Source organism: Streptomyces sp. NPDC020845 (genome assembly GCF_044334165.1).
Classification (GTDB): domain Bacteria; phylum Actinomycetota; class Actinomycetes; order Streptomycetales; family Streptomycetaceae; genus Streptomyces.
In genome coordinates this window covers 228,627-245,473 of sequence record NZ_JBIRSJ010000005.1, presented here as the reverse complement: position 1 = coordinate 245,473, position 16,847 = coordinate 228,627, and the positions used below count along the sequence as shown (strand labels likewise).

The following is a 16,847-nucleotide window of genomic DNA, read 5'->3' as shown; positions in this document are numbered from 1 at the left end:
GACGCTAGCTCCGCTCCTGCTCCCGCTCCACCGGAAGCCACAACTCCGCGTCCGCTTCGGCCTGGTCCGGCGAAAGCCGGGTGCGCAGGATCTCCGGGCCGGGGCGGCTGCGGTACGGGTTCGACGGGAACCACTCCGTGAACACGTCGTGCCACAGGTACTGGATGGCCTCCGGCGCCGGCCCGGAGGTGGTGAAGACCGCCCAGCTACCGGCCGGAACGGGGAGGACGGCCGCACCCTCGGGCGGCGCGACCGCCGAGGTGAGCACCCCGTGGTAGTAGTCGAGTTCGGTACCTTCGGCGCGGCTCGGGTCCAGGTCGTCGCAGACGGCGACGATGCCCTGCGGTTCCAGGTCCGACAGCTTCTCCAGACGCTTCAGGGTCCCTGGCTCGATCCCGCGGATGAAGTCGATGAGCGCCTGATTCGGCCCCACGTGCACCAGTGGTACCCGGGCCTTGAAGCCGACGACACTGAAAGCCGGCCTGTCCACAACGCGATAACGCATACTGCTGCTCCCTTCGATGGTGAGTCGGAAGGTCAACCGGGGCTGGGAGACAAGCGCCGCACCGCTGCGCCGTGCCTCACCCGGCCCGACACCGTGCATCGCCCGGAACGCCCGCGCGAACGCCTCACCCGAGCCGTAGCCGTAGCGCACCGCGATCTCCAGCAGCGACTCATCCCCCGCAAGCACCTCGGCCCCCGCGACGGTGAGCCGGCGCCGCCGGATGTACTCCGACAGCGGCATCCCCGCCAGCGCCGAGAACATCCGGCGCAGGTGGTACTCCGAGGTGGCCGCGATACGCGCCAGCCCCGCCCCGTCGATGGACTGGTCGAGGTGGCGCTCGATGTGCTCCATGGCCTGGTTGAGCCGATCCAGCACGTCCGGTTTCCTTCCTCTCGTGCGCTCACCACGCTAGGCAGCACGCATCCCCCGGGACCCGACATCCTGTGCCCGATCAGGTCGGGTGCTCCGGACCCTCGCGTTCACGCCCGGCTGACGCCAGATGCGCCTACGCCGCGGTGAACAGCGCCTCGGCGCCGACCGGTCGGAAACCCGCCGCCTGGAAGGCGCGCACGCTGCGCGCGTTGCCCGCGGCCTGTTGCGACCAGACCGACCCGCCGTCCGGCACCAGATGCCGCGCGGCCGTGGCCAGCGCCCGGCCCAGTCCCCGATGACGTACGCCCTCGTCCACCTCGATCGCCGTCTCCCAGCGCCCGGCCACGCCCCGGCCGAGAATGACCACACCCCCGTCAGCTGCCCAGACCCGGACATCGTCCCGTCGCTTACGCGCCCTGGACACGCGCGGATGATCGGGGTCGGCCAGCTCGCGCAGCGCCAGCGGGGGGTCGCCCGGCAGGGCACTCGCCACGGTGAGCAGGTCTATGGTGTCGGTCGACCGCCCCGTACGGTCCAGAAACGCCGCCAAGAAGCGCGGATTCATCGTGGCCGCCAACTCGTCGCAGTCGAGGGAGGCCAGCGTGGCGCGCACCCACTGCGGATCCTCATTGGTGAACACCACGGAGTGCGCGGTGAACGAGATCACCCCGGCATCGCGGTGGCTCGGTTGCGGCACCACGGTCGTGCCGCCGTCGGGCGGTGGGAAGTGCCCGTGTGCCGCCGCGTTCAGGATGGTGGCCAGGGTTTGGCGCATGGTGATTCTCGGCTCCGGCCTCGGTGGGACGTGTGGGATGTGTGCGACGTGTGCGACGTGTGGGACGCATTGAGGGCTAAGGCTGTCACCGTCAGCAGAAAGCACCACAGGAGGGCGGACTCGGGCTGTGGCTCCAGAGCTTTGGCCGGTTTCAGATCTTCAGCTGCGGCCGCGAGTTCCGGAGTGGGGCGAGGCCGTCGAAGACGATGGCAAGCATCCGGTCTCGTACCTCCTCCTTGAGGCGGGCGTGTGCGGAGGCTCGTGATGTGGCGACGAGCAAGGCGTACACCTCGGGCAGTTCGACGTCATCTCGGACGGCACCGGCGCGTTGGGCATGCTGAAGCAGAGCACCGACGGCTCGACGCAGTCCGTCCGATGCCTGAGCGGCGTCGCTCGGGTTGTCACCACCGGCCTCGAGCAGGGCCTCGCCTATGGCGATCTTGCCGGCCGCGTCGGCGACGAGGTGGCTGAAGAAGTCGAAGAACGCCGTACCCGGGTCCGTGGCGTGAAACAGCGTTTCGGCCTGCGCGCGCAGGCGATCGAACCGCTGCACGAGAACGGCTTCCAGTAGCGCGGCTTTGGTAGGGAAGTGACGGAAGACTGTGGCGATGCCGACGTTGGCCAGGCGGGCCACCTCCTCGGTGGACGCAGACTGGCCACCCTTGCCGAAGACCTCCTCGGCGACGTTCAAGATCCGCTCGCGGTTGGTTCGCGCGTCGGCGCGTTGCGGTCGGCTGCTGCCCGTCTCTCGGTTACCTGGGGTGCTCATCGCGCTTTCACTCGTATGTCGCTATCCGAAGTCGCGACTCCGTATAATCGGAGTCCGCACTTCGGATAGTACTTCGACACCACTGCATGTCGGCGTAGACGACAGGAGAGTGCCATGACCCAAGTCCTCAGCCCGCGAGAGGTTTTCCTCGCGCTCGTGAACGGTGTCGCGGAGGGCCGCTGGAAGGAACTGCCCGATCTGTATGCGGAGCAGACCCATGTCGTGCACCCGTTCGACCCGCTTCGTGCCGCCGCGCTCCGTACGCGCGACGAACTGCGCGAACACTTCAGGCCGACCGGCGCCGGCCCCCAGCTGCACCGTCGGGCAACCAACATCACGATCCATGAGACGACCGACCCCGAGGTCATCGTCGCCGAGTTCGAATACCAGGGAACAGTCGCAGAGACCGGAGAACCCTTCGCGCTGCCCGGCATCTTCGTCCTTCGGGTGCGCGACGGTGAGATCATCAGCTCCCGCGACTATTTCGACCACGTCACCGCCGCCCGCGTTCGCGGGCAGCTCGACACACTTGTCGCAGCCGTGCAGGTGAGCGGTGCCACTTCGGCCTAAAGCGTGTGCCGATTCAGATCTTCGTTGGAGGCTGCGGAGCGATATGACCACGCAGCGGAGGTGGAGTCCGGCAAGGTAGCTGGTCGGGGTCTTGCAGTCCTAGGGCCATGGCCCGAGGTGCCCGGGCCCCGTGGCCAGTACCGTCGCGAGACATGGACATCGCCAAGGAACCGCGCAGCGCTGGACAACGGCGGCGTGACGTGCTCGAACGACTGCGGACAGAGGAAGACATCTGGGTTGCGTCAGCCAGCGCGGACGGACTGCCGCATCTGGTGCCGCTGTGGTTCCTCTGGGACGGCGCGGCGATGTGGATGTCGACCAGACTCACCAACCCCACCGGGCGCAACCTGCGGGAAACGGGCCGGGCTCGCCTTGCGCTGGGCCATACACGGGATGTCGTCCTGATCGACGGACGGGTGGAGACCTTCACCGCTCAGGAGGTGCCGACCGCCGCGGCGGACGCGTTCGTGCGGAAGTGGGGCTGGGACCCGCGCAAGGATCACGCCTCCTACGCGTATTTCAAGGTGCTTCCGCAGGCAATACAGGCCTGGCAGGGGGAGCATGAGATCAAGGGCAGGCATGTGATGCGTGACGGACAGTGGACCGACGGTTGAGTCTCATGATCGGCACACGGGACTGGTGGGTTGGTCGGCGAGGTAGAGCGACCGCTCACTCTGGGTGAAGGACCTTTGGACTGCTTGGCAGACCTTCTTGATTGAGGAGGCTGGGTTGGGGAGCGAAACGTCCCACAGCCGGACTGTTTTGTCGTCACTGGCGGTGGCCAGGGTGCGGCCGTCCGGGCTGAACGCCACCGACCGGACAACCGCGCTGTGTTCCGTCAGGGTGGTGCGCGGTCTGCCCGTTGCCACATCCCATAGGCGCACCGTCGTGTCGTCGCTGCCGCTGGCGAGCGTGCGGCCATCTGGGCTGAAGGCCACTGACGTTACGAAGTCGCTGTGGCCGGTCAGGGTGGCGCGCCGTTTGCCGGTCGCTACGTCCCATAGGCGCACCGCCTTGTCGATGCCGCCGGTGGCGAGGGTGTGGCCGTCGGGGCTGAACGCCACCGACCACACATCCTTGGTGTGTCCGGTCAGGGTGGTGCGTGGCCTGCCCGTGGTCACGTCCCATAACCGGGCCTTCCCATCCCTCCCACCGGTGGCCAGGGTGCGACCGTCAGGACTGAACGCCACAGCCCACACCGCATCGGTGCGTCCGCTCAAGATGGTGCGCGGCCTGCCGGTTGCGATGTCCCACAGGCGCACTGTCTTGTCCCCGCTGCCGGTGGCCAGGGTGCGACCGTCGGGGCTGAACGCCACCGACTCCACACCCTTGGTGTGTCCGCTTAGGGTGGCGCGCCGTTTGCTGGTTGCCACGTCCCATAACTGGGACTTTCCATCCCACCCTCCGGTGGCCAGGGTGCGACCGTCGGGGCTGAACGCCACTGATCCCACGCCCTTGGCGTGTCCGGTCAGGGTGGTGCGTGGCCTGCCCGTGGTCACGTCCCATAGGCGTGCCGTGTCGTTGCTGCCGGTGGCCAGGGTGCGGCCGTCAGGACTGAACGTCATCGACACCACAGCATCAGTACGTCCGCTCAGGGTGGCGCGCCGTTCGCCGGTCGCCGCGTCCCACAACCGGATCTTCCCATCGCCCCCTCCGGTGGCCAGGGTGCGGCCGTCAGGGCTGAAGGCGACCGATCCCACGAAGCCGCTGTGCCCGGTCAGCCGGCGCTTGAGAGGAAGAGCCGCGGCGATGAAAAGACTGGCGGTGGCTTCCTTCGTGGGACTGGTCCGGTACGCCTGGACCGCCAGGAGCGAAGCCAGGTCGGGGTTGGAATCAAGGAGACCGGCCGACTGGGCGGACAGCTGACGAGAAAGTGCGATGTGCTGGGCGGTGAGTGCCTGGTGTCGTTGTTGCTCGCTGGTCCGGTATTGCTGCCAGGCGATCAGTCCGGCGGTCAGGGCGAGGATGAGCAGGACCGAGACGGTGGTGGCGAACTGGCGCAGGCGCCGGGTGGCGCGGGCGGCTGCTGCTTCCTCGCGGTGACGAGCGATGGAGCTGCTGCTGAGGAAGTCGCGTTCCAGAGGGGTGAGGTCGCCGTCGGCATCGGTAGTGGGGAAGGACTCCTCGGCGGCGGCGAGCCGGGTGCCGCGGTAGAGCGCGCCGGGCTCGCGGCCGAGGTCCTGCCAGGTGTGGGCGGCGTCGGTGAGCTGGCGGTGGAGGCGCAGGCGGTCGCGGTCCTCGTCGATCCACTTGCGTAGCCGGGGCCAGGCGGCGATGAGGGCTTCGTGGGCGAGGTGCACGGTGTGGCCATCGAGGGTGACCAGTCGTGTTTTCGCCAGGCGCTCCAGTACTTCAGCGGTGGCGGGGGAGCTGTCGGTCTCCAGCTCTTCCCGGGGCGCGGGCCGTCGGGTGTCCTGCGCGCCCTCTCCCGGGGTGATCAGGCGCAGCAGGATCCGCCGGGCGTAGGAAGCCTGGTCGGGGGTGAGGTGGGTGTACAGGTCTTCGGCTGTCTGGGCGATGGCGCCGTGGACGCCACCGGCCGCTTCGTACGCGGTGAGGGTGAGGGCGCGGCCTTTGCGGCGGTGCCATGTCTCCAGCAGGGCGTGGGACATCAGGGGCAGGGCGCCGGGTTCGCCGTCGACTTCGTCGATGATGCGGGCGGTCAGGGTGCGTTCGACGATGAGGCCCGCGGCCTGGGCGGGTTTGACGACGGCCTCGCGGAGTTCGCCGCGGTTCATCGGCGGGACCAGGAGGGTGGCCTCGCGTAGCGCGTCAGCGAGGGGACGGTGGCCGGCCAGGTGTCCGAAGAAGTCGGCCCGTACGGCGATCAGCACCCGCAACCGGCTGTCCGGGGCGGCGGCGGTCAGGAGGCGGTCGATGAACGCGGTGCGTTCTTCCGAGTCGGTGCAGAGGGTGTAGAGCTCCTCCATCTGGTCCACGACCAGCCACGTGTCCCCCTCCTCGCCCTCTTTCGGGACCAGCCGCTGCTCGTGGTCGCGTAGGGGGTGGCCGCCAGGGGTGATGACCCGCAGGGCTGCTGGGCGTAAGTCCGCGTTGTCGGTGGTGCGCAGGCGGGGGATGAGGCCGGCCCGCAGCAGGGAGGACTTGCCGCTGCCGGAGGCGCCGACCACTGCGGTGATCCGGTGGTGGGCGGTCAGGTGCAGCAGGTCGTCGATGAGCTGGTCGCGGCCGAAGAACAAGGCCGCGTCATCCGGTTCGAAGCGGGCCAGGCCCCGGTACGGAGGCTCGGCGTCCTCATCGGCGCGCGGCTCGGCGGCTTCCTCCGCCGCCGCCTGCCGCCACCGCTCTTCCCACTCTTCAGGGTTGCCGCCGCAGGCCTGTACGTAAGCCAGCACGACCGGGAGGGTCGGCAGCCGCTCCCCGGCGGCCGCCTGGGACAGCGTGCTCGCACCGTGGTCGGTACGCGCGGCCATGGCCCGGTACGTAGGGCTGCCGGCCTCCGCCCGCAGCTTCCGTAACTCGAACGCCAACCGCTGCGCCGGACCCGCGCTCGGATCCAGCGGACTCTCAGGACGCCCCGCCATCGGTCACTCCTCCCCCGGACGGCCAAGCTACGGACGGTCCTGTCGGGTCGGCAAGACGGGACATTTTTGAATCGGGCGGCGCGGCTATGACTGAGCACCGTGGTTGGCGGGTCTGAGCAACCGTAGTAGCTCTCATGCGGCGTTGTTCAGCACGCTGATGCCTAGCGGTGTTGTGGCGTGGAGGGCGGTGTTGTGGTGGCGGGTGGTGGTGGTCAGGCCAGCGGTGCGCAGTACGGTGGCGTGCTGGCTGGCGCTGGCTGGAGAGATACCGGCGTGGCGGGCGAGTTCGGTGGTGGTGCATGCGGGGTGGTGGGCGATGGTCCATAGCACGATGGCTCGGGTGTTGCCGAGGAGCGTGGTCAGGGAGTTGGGGACGGTGCTGAGGGCCCGTGCGGTTTCTGTGGGCGGCAGGGCTAGTTCGGCGTCGTTCAGGCGGACGGGGTAGGTCAGCCACGGCTGGGGTTCGGCGTGTTCGCCTAGTACGGGTGATGCGGCCCCGAAGACCGACGGGATCAGGAGCAGCCCGCGGCCGGCGAGGTGGATGTCGTCGTCTCTGCCGTCGGGCATGGTGAGTTCCAGAACTGGCGGCTTCCACTTGATGCAGCGGGGGTTGAGTCCGGACAGCAAGGCTTGGAGTCCGCCGTGGGCGGCCTGGCGTCTGCGCAGGGCCTGGTCCGCAGCGCTGAGCGTATCGATGCGCTGCTGGTAGGGAGCGATGACGTGCTGGTGGACGTGGGCCGCAGTGTCGGTCAACTCCAGCATCAGCCTTTTGTCACTGCCGAGTGACCGCGTCCAGGCCGGCACCGGCCGCTGATGGGGGCGACCTGCCCAGACCGCCATGTCCTTGCGGATTCGGGCAGCGGGCATGGCCCGGATCTGATCCAGCACCTCTTCGATGCTGTCAGCTGCCGAGCGGCCGAGGAAGCCCACCGCCCAGCCCGTTGACGGGATGAGATCGAACAGCTGTTTTATTCCCGGTGACAGGCGTCGGAACGATTCCCGTCTCCAGCGTCCGAACCGAGTTGGATGGCTGCCTTCCTGTAACTGCCGCAGTGCGATGTTCAGCTCTAGAAGGGGACGGGGTGCTTCCGCCATATGAGTGCGGGCCAAGTCTTCGGCAGTGAAGTGGATGCGTAGCGGCATGACACAGAGCATGTCCAGGATGTCGTTTTTCGGGCCAGGTCAAATCACGTCGATCCTCGACCAGCCGACCAGCCATCCTTTTTCGCGAGGCGAGCGGCGATATGCAAAACAATTCCACAGCCGCTGAACTCGACGCCGGGCGCCGACCGGGCGAACGTCAAGAGGCGTTCACCGAGACCGGAGCTCAACTCCACGCATCTCGAAGGGAACGTTCACCGCGAACGCACGCAGGCGCGCCCAGCTCGCCATCGCGACCGCCATGTGCGGTGCGGCTAAAGGAGGCCGGCCTGGGTGGAGCCAGACCACGAGAGGCGGCCCGCCCGCCAAGTGCAACGCTCACGGCCCGCCAGCTAAAGCGCGCACTTGCCAACTACGGCGCTCAGTCACAGCAGCACCCCCATGACCTGGTGTGCGGGCATTGATCAGACCGGCAGGAGAGGGCTGCCATTCAATTCCGCAGCCGCTGAACTCGATGTCAGGCACCAACCGGGGCCGACACCAACGGGCGTTCACCCCAACCGGTTTTCACATCTCCACTCATCTGGAAGGGCACATTCATCATGAACACACACAGGCGTACCGGGCTCGCCATCGCAGCCGTCATGTGCGGCGCGGCGGTCGCCGCTGGCCCGGCCGCGGAGGCCATCGGGGCTCCCGCGCCGACCTCGGCTTCGAGCACGGTCGTCACCGAAACGGCCGTCAACGCGGCGGCGGCGCAGCCGCTGAGCCAGTCGAAGTTCTACGGCAAGTTTCAGAAGTGGGACGGGTGCCCGTACCTCGTGACCTCGCGCGGCACCCACTACTACCTGCCGGGCTACACGGTCGGCGGCAACGGCGGCCTGTACAAGAAGGGCGGCGGCTTCATCGCCTACCCCGGCTGGCGGATCCAGGCGAACGGAACCAAGCAGTACAAGCCCGGCGGCACCACCTTGTGCACGACGTGGGGCGACGACCTCCGCATCAAGGCGCGGTCCATCTACGCCCGCTGATCCAGCTCGGCCGCTCCTCGGACGGCGCCGGAGAGGCCCACGCTCCACAGGGCGTGGGCCCTCGCCGGCCTCGCTCGTCAGCGTGCGCTGAGCCTGTCCCGGACACCCCCGCTGACCTGCGCGGACATTCCTGGACTGTCCCGGACACCCGAAATCGTTGCCGAGCCCGCCGGACACTCCGAGGCTTCTTCTCACCGCCCCGTGTCGGCGGCTCCACGGCTCCACTTCATCAACTTCCGAAGGAGTATCACCATGCACAACACACCTGTGAAAAGCCCGTACGTCGTGAACTCGTCCGAGGACGACGACTACTACCAAGGCCGCTGTCTGGTTAGCACGCCACAGACAGCTCTCTGCAGTCGCGGCAGCGGGACGGCTCCGCTGCGCGGAAGGCGCGTTCGCAGCCGTCGCAGGTCTGCCACGGCAGGGGATTTACTGGCGATGTCCGGGGCACGGCAGCGGCGGACTCAGGAGCGGCAAGGGGCGGTTCGCTGAGGCGGCACGCCAGGATCCGGGCTGGGCGGGCGAATAAGCGGTCCGGGAGGCCGGTGGTGAGCGCGCCGGTGATCTGCCTGGGGCTCACGCCTGCCGCGAGCCACTGCGTGACGGCCGGTGCCAGCTCGGCCACCTCGCGCCTGGAGAGGATCAGCCGTGGGTCGGCGATCCGCAGCGAGGCGAGGAGGGCGACGGCCTGTTCGTCGGCCTCGGCGAGTGGCGGCGGGGGAGTGGCTGCGGGGGTGGGTTCCGGCGCTGGTGGGGTGGGGTTTCGGGGGTGCGGTGGTGGGGTGGGCAGGTCCCGTTGCGGTACGTCGCGGACGTACGTACGCGTACGGATCAGCCCGCCGGGCCCGCGCTCGCGGCGCCGCTCCAGATAACCGGCGGCCTCCAGCTCCCGCAGCGCCCGCGAGATCAGGATCTCGCCCTCCGTGAAGTGCTCGCACAGTGCGGCGATGCTCACGGGCGCGCCATCCGGCAGCGAGAGGACGTAGGCCGCCACGCCGATCGTGACCGCGCTTCCACGCCGCTGTGCGAGGGCGTTGGCGATCACGGTGAAGTCGCGAGTGAGGCGGGTACGGATGTGGATCACGCCGGAGGTTGATGCTCCGGCGTCGGCGCGCGCATGCGCGTTAGACTGCGTGTCAGCCATCGGGAAGGTGTTCTCTTCCTGATCGGTCAGGCCCTCGTTCGGGATTGCCGTCCCTGCGGGGGCCGTCGTCTGTCTGGGGTTGTTGCCGCGAACGTAACCGCCTGCATCCCACACCCGCAAGCCGGTCACTCGTACGGGTGACGTGTGGGAAGGGAGGGTGGGTGGGGGGTTCTTTACCTCTGGTTCTTTAGGGGAGTTCGTGGCCCACCGGGCCCCCGCTTACGAGGTCCCGGCGAGGCAGGAACGCTGACTACGGCTGACTACGACCGGCTCCCGGTGGGCTCAGGGGCGGTGGCCGGTCTTCAATCTGGTTATGAAGACCGCCCAGGACGTGGTCGGGAAGAGCAGCGCCGGGCCTTGAGGGTTCTTGCTGTCACGGACCGGTACGACGCCAGGTATCCCGTTGGCCACCTCCACGCAGTCGCCACCGGCCTGATTGCTGTAGCTGCTTTTGCGCCAGGCGACGCCGTTCAGATCGGGACGGGACACTCGCTCCACGGTGGTTGCCCTCCATCACGGATCGGATCATGTCAAGCGACATGAATGGGGGCAGAGACACTGCCCGCAGCCGATCGTAGGTCACCGCGAGACGCTTAACGTGGCTTGGTTCTTCGAAGAGTTGACCAAAGTCCGCGCCCTCCTTGTAGGCGACTTCCGCACCATCCGGCAGGGTCAGCACGGTCAGGGATCCGCCCATCTCCGCGTGCTCGCCGTGGTCGAACGGCAGCACCTGCACAGTGATGTGGCGCTGCTCCGCTGCCTTCAGTAGTTGGGCCAGCTGGGCCCGCATGACCGCCTCGCCACCCACCGGGCGTCTCAGCACCGCCTCGTCCAGGATCACCCACAGCTCCGGGCGGTCGGGGGACGCGAGCCGTTGCTGACGACCGAGGCGGGCGGTTACGCGCTCCTCCAACTGTTCCTCGCCGCTGAGCAGCGCGTCGAGGCTCAGGACGGCCCTCGCGTAGTCCTCCGTCTGTAACAGGCCAGGCACCACATGCGCCGCGTACTGCCTGATCGACACCGCCCGTTCCGCGTACGCCATGAACGCCCGCGACCAGTCCGGGAACGCCTCGCGGTACACGTACGGCCACATGTCGATCAGCAGGTTGTCCGCCCCGAGGACGGTGTCGAGCCTCTGCGTCAGCTCGAAGGTCGGTTTCGCTCCCAAGGCCCGCTCGATTTGAGCGATCCGGGAGCCGACCACGTGCGTCTTCGCGCCCAGCCCGGTCTGGGTCAGCCCTGCGGCCAGCCGGAGTCTGCGCACCTGCGACCCGAAAAGCGCGGCCATGGACGACTGGGGATCAATACCTTTGGCCAAAACATCACTTCCGTTCCTTACGGGATGAGAGGTAATGCGTTACGGCCTTTTGAGCGTAGCCTCGCCAGGCGACCCTTGAGTACGGAAAGTCACGATGCGCACACGCTGCGAATCGTACGAAAGAGCGATGGACAGAAATGGACAACAACCGTGCTGAAGGCAAACACCCTCCCGGACGAAGGCGTGCGGCTCCCCTCGACCCCGCGCGGGGCGCGGCTCGCCCGACGCTTCGCCGTGCGGCGCATGGGGGAGTGGGGGTATCCGCCCGCCTCGGATACCTCCTGCACCGTGGCGCTGCTGGTGGCGGAGCTCGCCTCCAATGCCGTACGCCACGGGCGCGTACCCGGGCGGGACTTCCGGCTCCGCATCACCGTCGAAGTGCCGACGCGCACGATTCGTATCGACGTCTCGGACGCCCGTGAGGACCGGCTCCCGGTCAGGCCGCCGACCGCCTCGGCGGAGGACGAGACGGGGCGCGGGCTGCTGCTCGTGGAGCTGTTGGCCACGCGGTGGGGGGTGACCCCTCGTCACCCGGTCGGGAAAACGGTGTGGGCGGAATACGCCGTGGAGGCGCCTTGATGTATTCCCGACTGAACGCCCCTTCACCCAGGCAGTCGCACCAGGAAGACGCCGGGGCCGACCTCCACAGAGGGGGTGCGTATCCGGTCGGCGACGCCGGAGGGCCAGACAGTGGCGGATGACCAGATCGCGTTCACCCCAGGCAGCCGGTCGGGCCCGAGGCCAGTGAGGTCGGCGGCGGTCAAGTCGACAACAATCTCGGTGAGTACGATTGCGAGCGACTGGCCGATTTCACCCATGCTGGATGCGGTGCTCTCTCCTGAGCTGTCCCGTACCACCATGGAGGCGCCGGACCCGGGCTCGAACTTCCGTAGCAGTCGGGCCAGGCGGGCGAGCTGCCTGGCGACGGCCCTGAGGCCACCGTCATCGAGAGCATCGCGGTCGTGGACGCTGACGTATCTGCCAAGCTGTTTGTGCCTTCGGGCAGGTTCGCACGGTCCTGTGTAGGACCGACGGCTGATGCGGCGCAATTGGCGCGCGACTCTCTTCGCTTGGCGGCGGGCTTTGTCAGTCCGCTTGCCATTTCGGTAGGTCCGGGAGTCCTCCAGCGCATCTACGAGTTGGTACATGGCCCCCTTGGCTGAGGCGAGGTCGTATGCGAGTGACGCGGAATTACGACGCGCCAGGACGATCGACATCGACATCGAAAGGGAAGCCGGTCCGGAAGCTGCCATGTACTCATTATCCGTCGGCGGGGGAATCACCACAGCGGCTCGTCATTGGTTCTCTCGCGCACGGGCCAGGAAACCGGCGGGGTGTGGAGCTCCGTCAGCGGTCGTGGAGGAATCGCGGCCGGGTGACGGGGATGACGGTGAGCAGGTCGTCCAGCCCCTTGAAGTCGTCAGGGCTGGTGGTGAAAAGAGGGAGGTCTTCGGCGATCGCGACGGCGGCGATCATCAAGTCGGCGACTCTGCACCGTGGTTTGCGGCCGGTGCTGATCACGGCTGCGCAGACTCGACCGTGGATGCGGGCCGCTTCCGCATCGAAGGGGATGGGGTCGAATTCGTTCTCGGCGCGCTGGAGCATATCCATGCGTCGGGCGCGCTCGGCGTGCTCGTCGTAGTCGTCCTGCTCCTCGCTCCGGCGGACCTCGTGGGGACCTGCGGAGAGCTCTGCCAGTCCTGGTCGGCGCGGAAGGCGTCCAGCGAGATGTCGGGAGCGGTGCGGGACATGGCCGCGAACTCGCCGCACGGGACGAACCGCCTGCTGCGCCGCAGTGGGGCCAGCTCGCCGATGCGGTGCCCGTCGCGCGTGGCGGTGAAGGCTTGGCCGTCCTGGACAGCGTCCGTGATCTCTTCGGATCTGGTGCGCAGATCGCGTTGGGTGATTTCAGGCTTTCCGCTCATACTGCTCACGCTAGCCGTCCGTGTCATCTGGTGCTACAGGGTGTCAATGGCCTCGTGTCGGAACTACTCGCGCGCCTCGCCCGCGCGGCCCGCCGCCGCGGTGGCCGACAGCGCGGTGATGCTGTCTCCGATGGCGACGTAGACCCGCCCGGAACCGGCTGCGGCGTGGAGTCGGCGACCAGAAGGTTCACCAGGCGGAGCTTGCCTTCGGGGGTGACAGAAGAGCGCCACTTCTCTTCGCCGGACCGGGGATCGAGCGCGTGGAGCGTCAACGTCGTACGTCCGGGGGTGTCCTCGGTCTGCGTAGTGACGAAGACCTGCGAGCCTCCAGCCCGTGCCGGTGACCAGCGGCTCGCCGGCCGGTCGGCCGGTGGCCGGGTCCCACATCCGTATGGTCCCGTCCGAGGCGTCCACGTTGATCACAAGGTGCCGCCCCTCGACGACGACGGCCGACACCGCGTTCACGCTGTACGTGTGGCCGCGCAGCACCGACCGGAGCCGGGGGTCCGGCTGGGACCCGGTGTCCCACTCCACCCGCCACTCGGCGGCAGGCTTCTCGGCCAATGTGCCCTCGTCCCCAGCCAGTTCGGCAGCGTTACGCGCGTCGTCCGTCATGCCCGGCACGCTGGTGCTCTGACCGGGGAGGTTCGCCGGGTGGGTGGTTCCGGCGGTTGGATGTGCGGTGACGTCTGTCCGACCGTTGGGGGTGCGGTGGCTGAGCCTGTCCGTGTGCGCAGGTTGACCGATCAGGAGGGGCAGAAGCTGCAGCAGATCGTGCGCCGGTACCGCACCAGTTCGGTGCGGTACCGGCGGGCGATGATGCTGCTGGCCTCAGCCGGCGGGAACCGGGTCCCGGTGATCGCGAAGCTGGTGCAGGCCGACGAGGACACCGTCCGCGACGTGATCCATCGGTTCAACGAGATCGGCCTGGCCTGTCTGGACCCTCGGTGGGCGGGAGGTCGTCCCCGCCTGCTCAGCCCTGACGACGAGGACTTCGTCATCCAGACGGCTACCACCCGTCCGACCAAGCTCGGCCGGCCCTTCACCCGCTGGTCCCTCCGCAAACTCGCCGCCTACCTGTGCCGCGTCCACGGTCGCGTGATTCGGATCGGCCGCGAGGCGTTACGGTGCCTGCTCACCCGCCGAGGCGTCACCTTTCAGCGCACCAAGACGTGGAAGGAGTCCCCGGACCCCGAACGTGACGCCAAGCTCGACCGCATCGAGGAGGTGCTGGAGCGCTTCCCGGATCGTGTGTTTGCGTTCGACGAGTTCGGGCCGCTCGGAATCCGGCCCACCGGCGGGTCGTGCTGGGCCGAACAGGGACAACCCGAGCGGCACCCCGCGACCTACCACCGCACCCCAGGGGGTTCGCTACTTCCACGGCTGCTACTCCGTCGGCGACGACACCCTGTGGGGCGTCAACCGCCGGAAGAAGGGTGCCGCGAATACCCTGCCCGCGCTGAGGTCGATCCGGGCGGCCCGTCCGGATGGCGCCCCGATCTACGTGATCTTGGACAACCTGTCCGCCCGCAAGGGCGACGAGATCCGGCGCTGGGCGAGGAAGAACCGGGTCGAGCTGTGCTTCACCCCGACCTACGGGTCCTGGGCCAACCCGATCGAGGCCCACTTCGGGCCACTGCGGCAATTCACCGTCGCCAACTCGAACCACCGCAACCACACTGTCCAGACCCGGGCCCTGCACGCCTACCTGCGCTGGCGGAACCAGAACGCCCGCCACCCCGACGTGCTGGCTGCCCAACGGCGCGAGCGCGCCCGCATCCGCAGCGAGAAAGGCATGCGCTGGGGCGGACGACCGCTCACGGCCGCAGCTTGACCAACTCGGCGACTTTTCCTGCCATGGCATTGCGCACGGCACCAGCCCAGGGAAGGTTCGTCCACCGGTTGGACTGGTGGGGCGCGGGCCTGGCTGTTTGCGGCAGCCGGGAGGCTCGCCGAGGTGTTGCAGGCGTTCCGGGTCCGGCGATCAGCCGGCGGCGAAGTAGTGGCCGTCGTCGAGGTCGGCGAGCAGGCTGGGATGGGCCGGCTCCCAGTCCAGAAGCCTTTGGGTTTCCATGTTGGACATCGTGATGTCGAGGGTGATGAACGGGAAGGTCTTGAAGTGGTCCGCGGCTTGCTCGGCCGGGATGCTCACGGCGGGGATGTTCAGGTGGCGGCCGATGGTCTCGGCGATCTCGCGCACGGTGATGCCCTCTTCGGTGGCGGCGTAGAGCTGTGATCCGGCCGGGGCCTTGTCCAGCGCCAGGCGGTAGAGCTGGCCGACGTCCAGGACGTGACCGGCGGGCCAGCGGTTGGCGCCGTCGTCGACGTAGCCGGACACGCCGCTCTCACGCGCGATCTTGATGAGTTGCGGGATGAAGCCGTGTCGGTCTCGCACACTGTGGGTGACCGGCGGAATCGCGACGAGCATGCTGCGCACGTTGCGATCGGTGTAATCGGCGATCGCGCGCGCGACAGCGGAGCGGGGGTTGGCGTCGATGGCCGCGTCGCGCTTGGCATCGCCGGTGCGGGTCAGGCCGATCCCGATGAGGGTCTTGCCCGTGCCGACCAGTGCGTCGCCGAAGGCGCGCACGACGGCCAGGTCGGCAGCCACTGCGCCGGGGAAGTTCCCGGCGGCGATGGCGTCGTGGTCGAACGCGAGGTGGACGACCGCGTCCGCGTCGGCTGCGGCTTCGCGCAGGCCGTCCAGGCCCGTGAGGTCGCCACGCCGCACCTCGGCGCCCATTGCCTCGACGGCGGTGGCCGAAGCATCGGATCGGGCAAGGCCGATGACCTCGTGTCCGGCCTGGATCAGTTCTGGGACGACGGCCGAGCCGATGTGGCCGCTGGCGCCGGTGACGAAGACTCGCATGAGTAACTCCTCAAGGTGGCTTGCGCCGTTGAAGTACACGAGGTGATGTGACTTGGTAACGTCACCATAGCGGTGTGATGTTACTAAGTCACATCACTTATGCTGTTCCCATGGGCCGATGGGAACCGGGCACACGGGAACGACTGGTGCGTGCCGCACTCGACCTGTTCTCTGAGCAGGGCTACGAGGCCACCACCGTCAACGAGATCGCCGAGCGGGCCGGCGGACTGACCAAGACCACGTTCTTCCGGCACTTCCCCGACAAGCGGGAGGTGCTGTTCGCCGGCCAGGACATGCACAGCCGAATCCTGGCCGAAGCGATCAGCGCGGCCCCCGACGCGGCCACCGCCGTCCAGGCGGTGGCCGCGGCTCTCGACGCCCTCTGCGCCACCTTCACCGACGACCGCCGAGGGCTTGGCACCCGACTCCAGGCAGTCATCGCCAGCAACGGCGAGCTGCAGGAGCGCGCCGCATTCAAACGCACCGGCCTGGCCGCGGCGATGACCGACGCGCTCCACAAGCGCGACGTGCCGGAGCCGACCGCGAGCCTCGCCGCCGAGCTCGGCATCCGCGCCTTCTACTCCGCTTTCGGCCAGTGGGTCGATCCGGCAAACCAGCAGCCCCTCACCGACCTCGCACGTCATGCACTCCATGAACTGCGCATTGCAGCCGCCGCACTCAGATGAACTCCGCTCGCGCGGGCACCGTTGAGGACACTGCCGGAGCGGATCCCGTTGACCTCAACCGTCAGCCCGGCGAACCTTCCCGGTCACAGCACTAGCGAGCCCACCGACATGACCAACCTGCTGCCGGAGAGTGAGAGCTCGGTCTCCGCTTCTCGTCACCGCTTCATGACACAGGCCCAGGTCGGCGACCTGGGCCTGGTTGGTCATCAAGAGACGGCAGTCATCCAGAGACGG

Annotated in this window: 17 protein-coding genes and 2 pseudogenes; 6 read left to right on the top strand and 13 right to left on the bottom strand. The window is 68.2% G+C overall.

The window, feature by feature from the left end; translation table 11 throughout:
• Positions 1-4 precede the first annotated feature (4 nt).
• From ACH4U7_RS14115 to ACH4U7_RS14105, 3 genes are all read right to left on the bottom strand, one after another.
• A complete protein-coding gene (locus ACH4U7_RS14115) occupies positions 5-880 on the bottom strand; it encodes a GyrI-like domain-containing protein (protein WP_398528212.1) in 876 nt (291 codons plus the stop codon).
• Between the two features lie 130 nt (positions 881-1,010).
• Entirely contained in the window at positions 1,011-1,652 is a 642-nt protein-coding gene (locus ACH4U7_RS14110; RefSeq protein ID WP_398528211.1) for a GNAT family N-acetyltransferase, read from the bottom strand.
• A gap of 151 nt (positions 1,653-1,803) precedes the next feature.
• Positions 1,804-2,421 (bottom strand): TetR/AcrR family transcriptional regulator, encoded by a 618-nt coding sequence (locus tag ACH4U7_RS14105; protein ID WP_398528210.1) that lies wholly within the window; start codon positions 2,419-2,421, stop codon positions 1,804-1,806.
• 114 nt (positions 2,422-2,535) lie between these two features.
• On the opposite strand from ACH4U7_RS14105, the gene ACH4U7_RS14100 reads away from it, so the two are divergent.
• Positions 2,536-2,991, top strand: coding sequence for a nuclear transport factor 2 family protein (locus ACH4U7_RS14100; protein WP_398528209.1), 456 nt, complete (start codon positions 2,536-2,538; stop codon positions 2,989-2,991).
• A 152-nt stretch (positions 2,992-3,143) separates the two neighbouring features.
• Complete coding sequence (locus ACH4U7_RS14095; protein ID WP_398528208.1) at positions 3,144-3,605, top strand: pyridoxamine 5'-phosphate oxidase family protein; 462 nt, start codon at positions 3,144-3,146, stop codon at positions 3,603-3,605.
• 3 nt (positions 3,606-3,608) lie between these two features.
• On the opposite strand, the gene ACH4U7_RS14090 is transcribed toward ACH4U7_RS14095, so the two are convergent.
• Both ACH4U7_RS14090 and ACH4U7_RS14085 read right to left on the bottom strand, forming a co-directional pair.
• Positions 3,609-6,536 carry a hypothetical protein gene (locus ACH4U7_RS14090; RefSeq protein WP_398528207.1) on the bottom strand — a complete coding sequence of 976 codons (2,928 nt, stop codon included), beginning with the start codon at positions 6,534-6,536 and terminating at the stop codon, positions 3,609-3,611.
• A gap of 132 nt (positions 6,537-6,668) precedes the next feature.
• A complete protein-coding gene (locus ACH4U7_RS14085) occupies positions 6,669-7,679 on the bottom strand; it encodes an ArsR/SmtB family transcription factor (protein ID WP_398528206.1) in 1,011 nt (336 codons plus the stop codon).
• Positions 7,680-8,239: 560 nt separating this feature from the next.
• On the opposite strand from ACH4U7_RS14085, the gene ACH4U7_RS14080 reads away from it, so the two are divergent.
• Entirely contained in the window at positions 8,240-8,668 is a 429-nt protein-coding gene (locus ACH4U7_RS14080; RefSeq protein WP_398528205.1) for a hypothetical protein, read from the top strand.
• Between the two features lie 331 nt (positions 8,669-8,999).
• Here the strand turns inward: ACH4U7_RS14080 and ACH4U7_RS14075 are convergent, their stop codons facing one another.
• The 3 genes from ACH4U7_RS14075 to ACH4U7_RS14065 form a co-directional block, all read right to left on the bottom strand.
• Positions 9,000-9,815, bottom strand: coding sequence for a hypothetical protein (locus ACH4U7_RS14075; protein WP_398528204.1), 816 nt, complete (start codon positions 9,813-9,815; stop codon positions 9,000-9,002).
• 282 nt (positions 9,816-10,097) lie between these two features.
• Entirely contained in the window at positions 10,098-10,226 is a 129-nt protein-coding gene (locus ACH4U7_RS14070) for a DUF397 domain-containing protein (protein WP_398528203.1), read from the bottom strand.
• Complete coding sequence (locus tag ACH4U7_RS14065; protein ID WP_398528202.1) at positions 10,189-11,103, bottom strand: Scr1 family TA system antitoxin-like transcriptional regulator; 915 nt, start codon at positions 11,101-11,103, stop codon at positions 10,189-10,191. Before ACH4U7_RS14065 ends, ACH4U7_RS14070 begins: the two co-directional genes overlap by 38 nt.
• Before the next feature lie 180 nt (positions 11,104-11,283).
• Here ACH4U7_RS14065 and ACH4U7_RS14060 point away from each other — a divergent pair, with 180 nt between their 5' ends.
• Complete coding sequence (locus ACH4U7_RS14060; protein ID WP_398528201.1) at positions 11,284-11,712, top strand: ATP-binding protein; 429 nt, start codon at positions 11,284-11,286, stop codon at positions 11,710-11,712.
• Positions 11,713-11,735: 23 nt separating this feature from the next.
• Here ACH4U7_RS14060 and ACH4U7_RS14055 read toward each other — a convergent pair whose 3' ends face one another.
• From ACH4U7_RS14055 to ACH4U7_RS14040, 4 genes and pseudogenes are all read right to left on the bottom strand, one after another.
• A complete protein-coding gene (locus ACH4U7_RS14055; RefSeq protein WP_398528200.1) occupies positions 11,736-12,386 on the bottom strand; it encodes a hypothetical protein in 651 nt (216 codons plus the stop codon).
• A 94-nt stretch (positions 12,387-12,480) separates the two neighbouring features.
• Positions 12,481-12,903 carry a PIN domain-containing protein gene (locus tag ACH4U7_RS14050; protein ID WP_398528199.1) on the bottom strand — a complete coding sequence of 141 codons (423 nt, stop codon included), beginning with the start codon at positions 12,901-12,903 and terminating at the stop codon, positions 12,481-12,483.
• Positions 12,831-13,058 (bottom strand): annotated as a pseudogene (locus tag ACH4U7_RS14045) (prevent-host-death protein); the annotation flags it as partial. The gene ACH4U7_RS14050 and the pseudogene ACH4U7_RS14045, both read right to left, overlap by 73 nt.
• Before the next feature lie 63 nt (positions 13,059-13,121).
• Positions 13,122-13,673, bottom strand: coding sequence for a hypothetical protein (locus ACH4U7_RS14040; protein WP_398528198.1), 552 nt, complete (start codon positions 13,671-13,673; stop codon positions 13,122-13,124).
• Positions 13,674-13,769: 96 nt separating this feature from the next.
• Here ACH4U7_RS14040 and ACH4U7_RS14035 point away from each other — a divergent pair.
• Positions 13,770-14,892: pseudogene (locus ACH4U7_RS14035) on the top strand (IS630 family transposase).
• A 150-nt stretch (positions 14,893-15,042) separates the two neighbouring features.
• On the opposite strand, the gene ACH4U7_RS14030 reads toward ACH4U7_RS14035, so the two are convergent.
• On the bottom strand, positions 15,043-15,927 hold the full coding sequence (locus ACH4U7_RS14030) for an SDR family oxidoreductase (RefSeq protein WP_398528520.1): 885 nt from the start codon (positions 15,925-15,927) through the stop codon (positions 15,043-15,045).
• 110 nt (positions 15,928-16,037) lie between these two features.
• Between ACH4U7_RS14030 and ACH4U7_RS14025 the strand changes: the two genes are divergently transcribed.
• The gene (locus tag ACH4U7_RS14025) at positions 16,038-16,613 is read left to right on the top strand and encodes a TetR/AcrR family transcriptional regulator (protein WP_398528197.1); all 576 of its coding nucleotides are present in this window, start codon (positions 16,038-16,040) and stop codon (positions 16,611-16,613) included.
• The last annotated feature ends 234 nt before the right edge of the window (positions 16,614-16,847 follow it).

What these genes read in the sequence shown, in the direction of transcription:
- ACH4U7_RS14110 (WP_398528211.1), bottom strand. Translation starts at nt 1,652, where the DNA reads ATGCGCCAAACCCTGGCCACCATCCTGAACGCGGCGGCACACGGGCAC.
- ACH4U7_RS14105 (WP_398528210.1), bottom strand. Translation starts at nt 2,421, where the DNA reads ATGAGCACCCCAGGTAACCGAGAGACGGGCAGCAGCCGACCGCAACGC.
- ACH4U7_RS14100 (WP_398528209.1), top strand. Translation starts at nt 2,536, where the DNA reads ATGACCCAAGTCCTCAGCCCGCGAGAGGTTTTCCTCGCGCTCGTGAAC.
- ACH4U7_RS14095 (WP_398528208.1), top strand. Translation starts at nt 3,144, where the DNA reads ATGGACATCGCCAAGGAACCGCGCAGCGCTGGACAACGGCGGCGTGAC.
- ACH4U7_RS14090 (WP_398528207.1), bottom strand. Translation starts at nt 6,536, where the DNA reads ATGGCGGGGCGTCCTGAGAGTCCGCTGGATCCGAGCGCGGGTCCGGCG.
- ACH4U7_RS14085 (WP_398528206.1), bottom strand. Translation starts at nt 7,679, where the DNA reads ATGCCGCTACGCATCCACTTCACTGCCGAAGACTTGGCCCGCACTCAT.
- ACH4U7_RS14080 (WP_398528205.1), top strand. Translation starts at nt 8,240, where the DNA reads ATGAACACACACAGGCGTACCGGGCTCGCCATCGCAGCCGTCATGTGC.
- ACH4U7_RS14075 (WP_398528204.1), bottom strand. Translation starts at nt 9,815, where the DNA reads ATGGCTGACACGCAGTCTAACGCGCATGCGCGCGCCGACGCCGGAGCA.
- ACH4U7_RS14065 (WP_398528202.1), bottom strand. Translation starts at nt 11,103, where the DNA reads ATGGCCGCGCTTTTCGGGTCGCAGGTGCGCAGACTCCGGCTGGCCGCA.
- ACH4U7_RS14055 (WP_398528200.1), bottom strand. Translation starts at nt 12,386, where the DNA reads ATGGCAGCTTCCGGACCGGCTTCCCTTTCGATGTCGATGTCGATCGTC.
- ACH4U7_RS14040 (WP_398528198.1), bottom strand. Translation starts at nt 13,673, where the DNA reads ATGACGGACGACGCGCGTAACGCTGCCGAACTGGCTGGGGACGAGGGC.
- ACH4U7_RS14030 (WP_398528520.1), bottom strand. Translation starts at nt 15,927, where the DNA reads ATGCGAGTCTTCGTCACCGGCGCCAGCGGCCACATCGGCTCGGCCGTC.
- ACH4U7_RS14025 (WP_398528197.1), top strand. Translation starts at nt 16,038, where the DNA reads ATGGGCCGATGGGAACCGGGCACACGGGAACGACTGGTGCGTGCCGCA.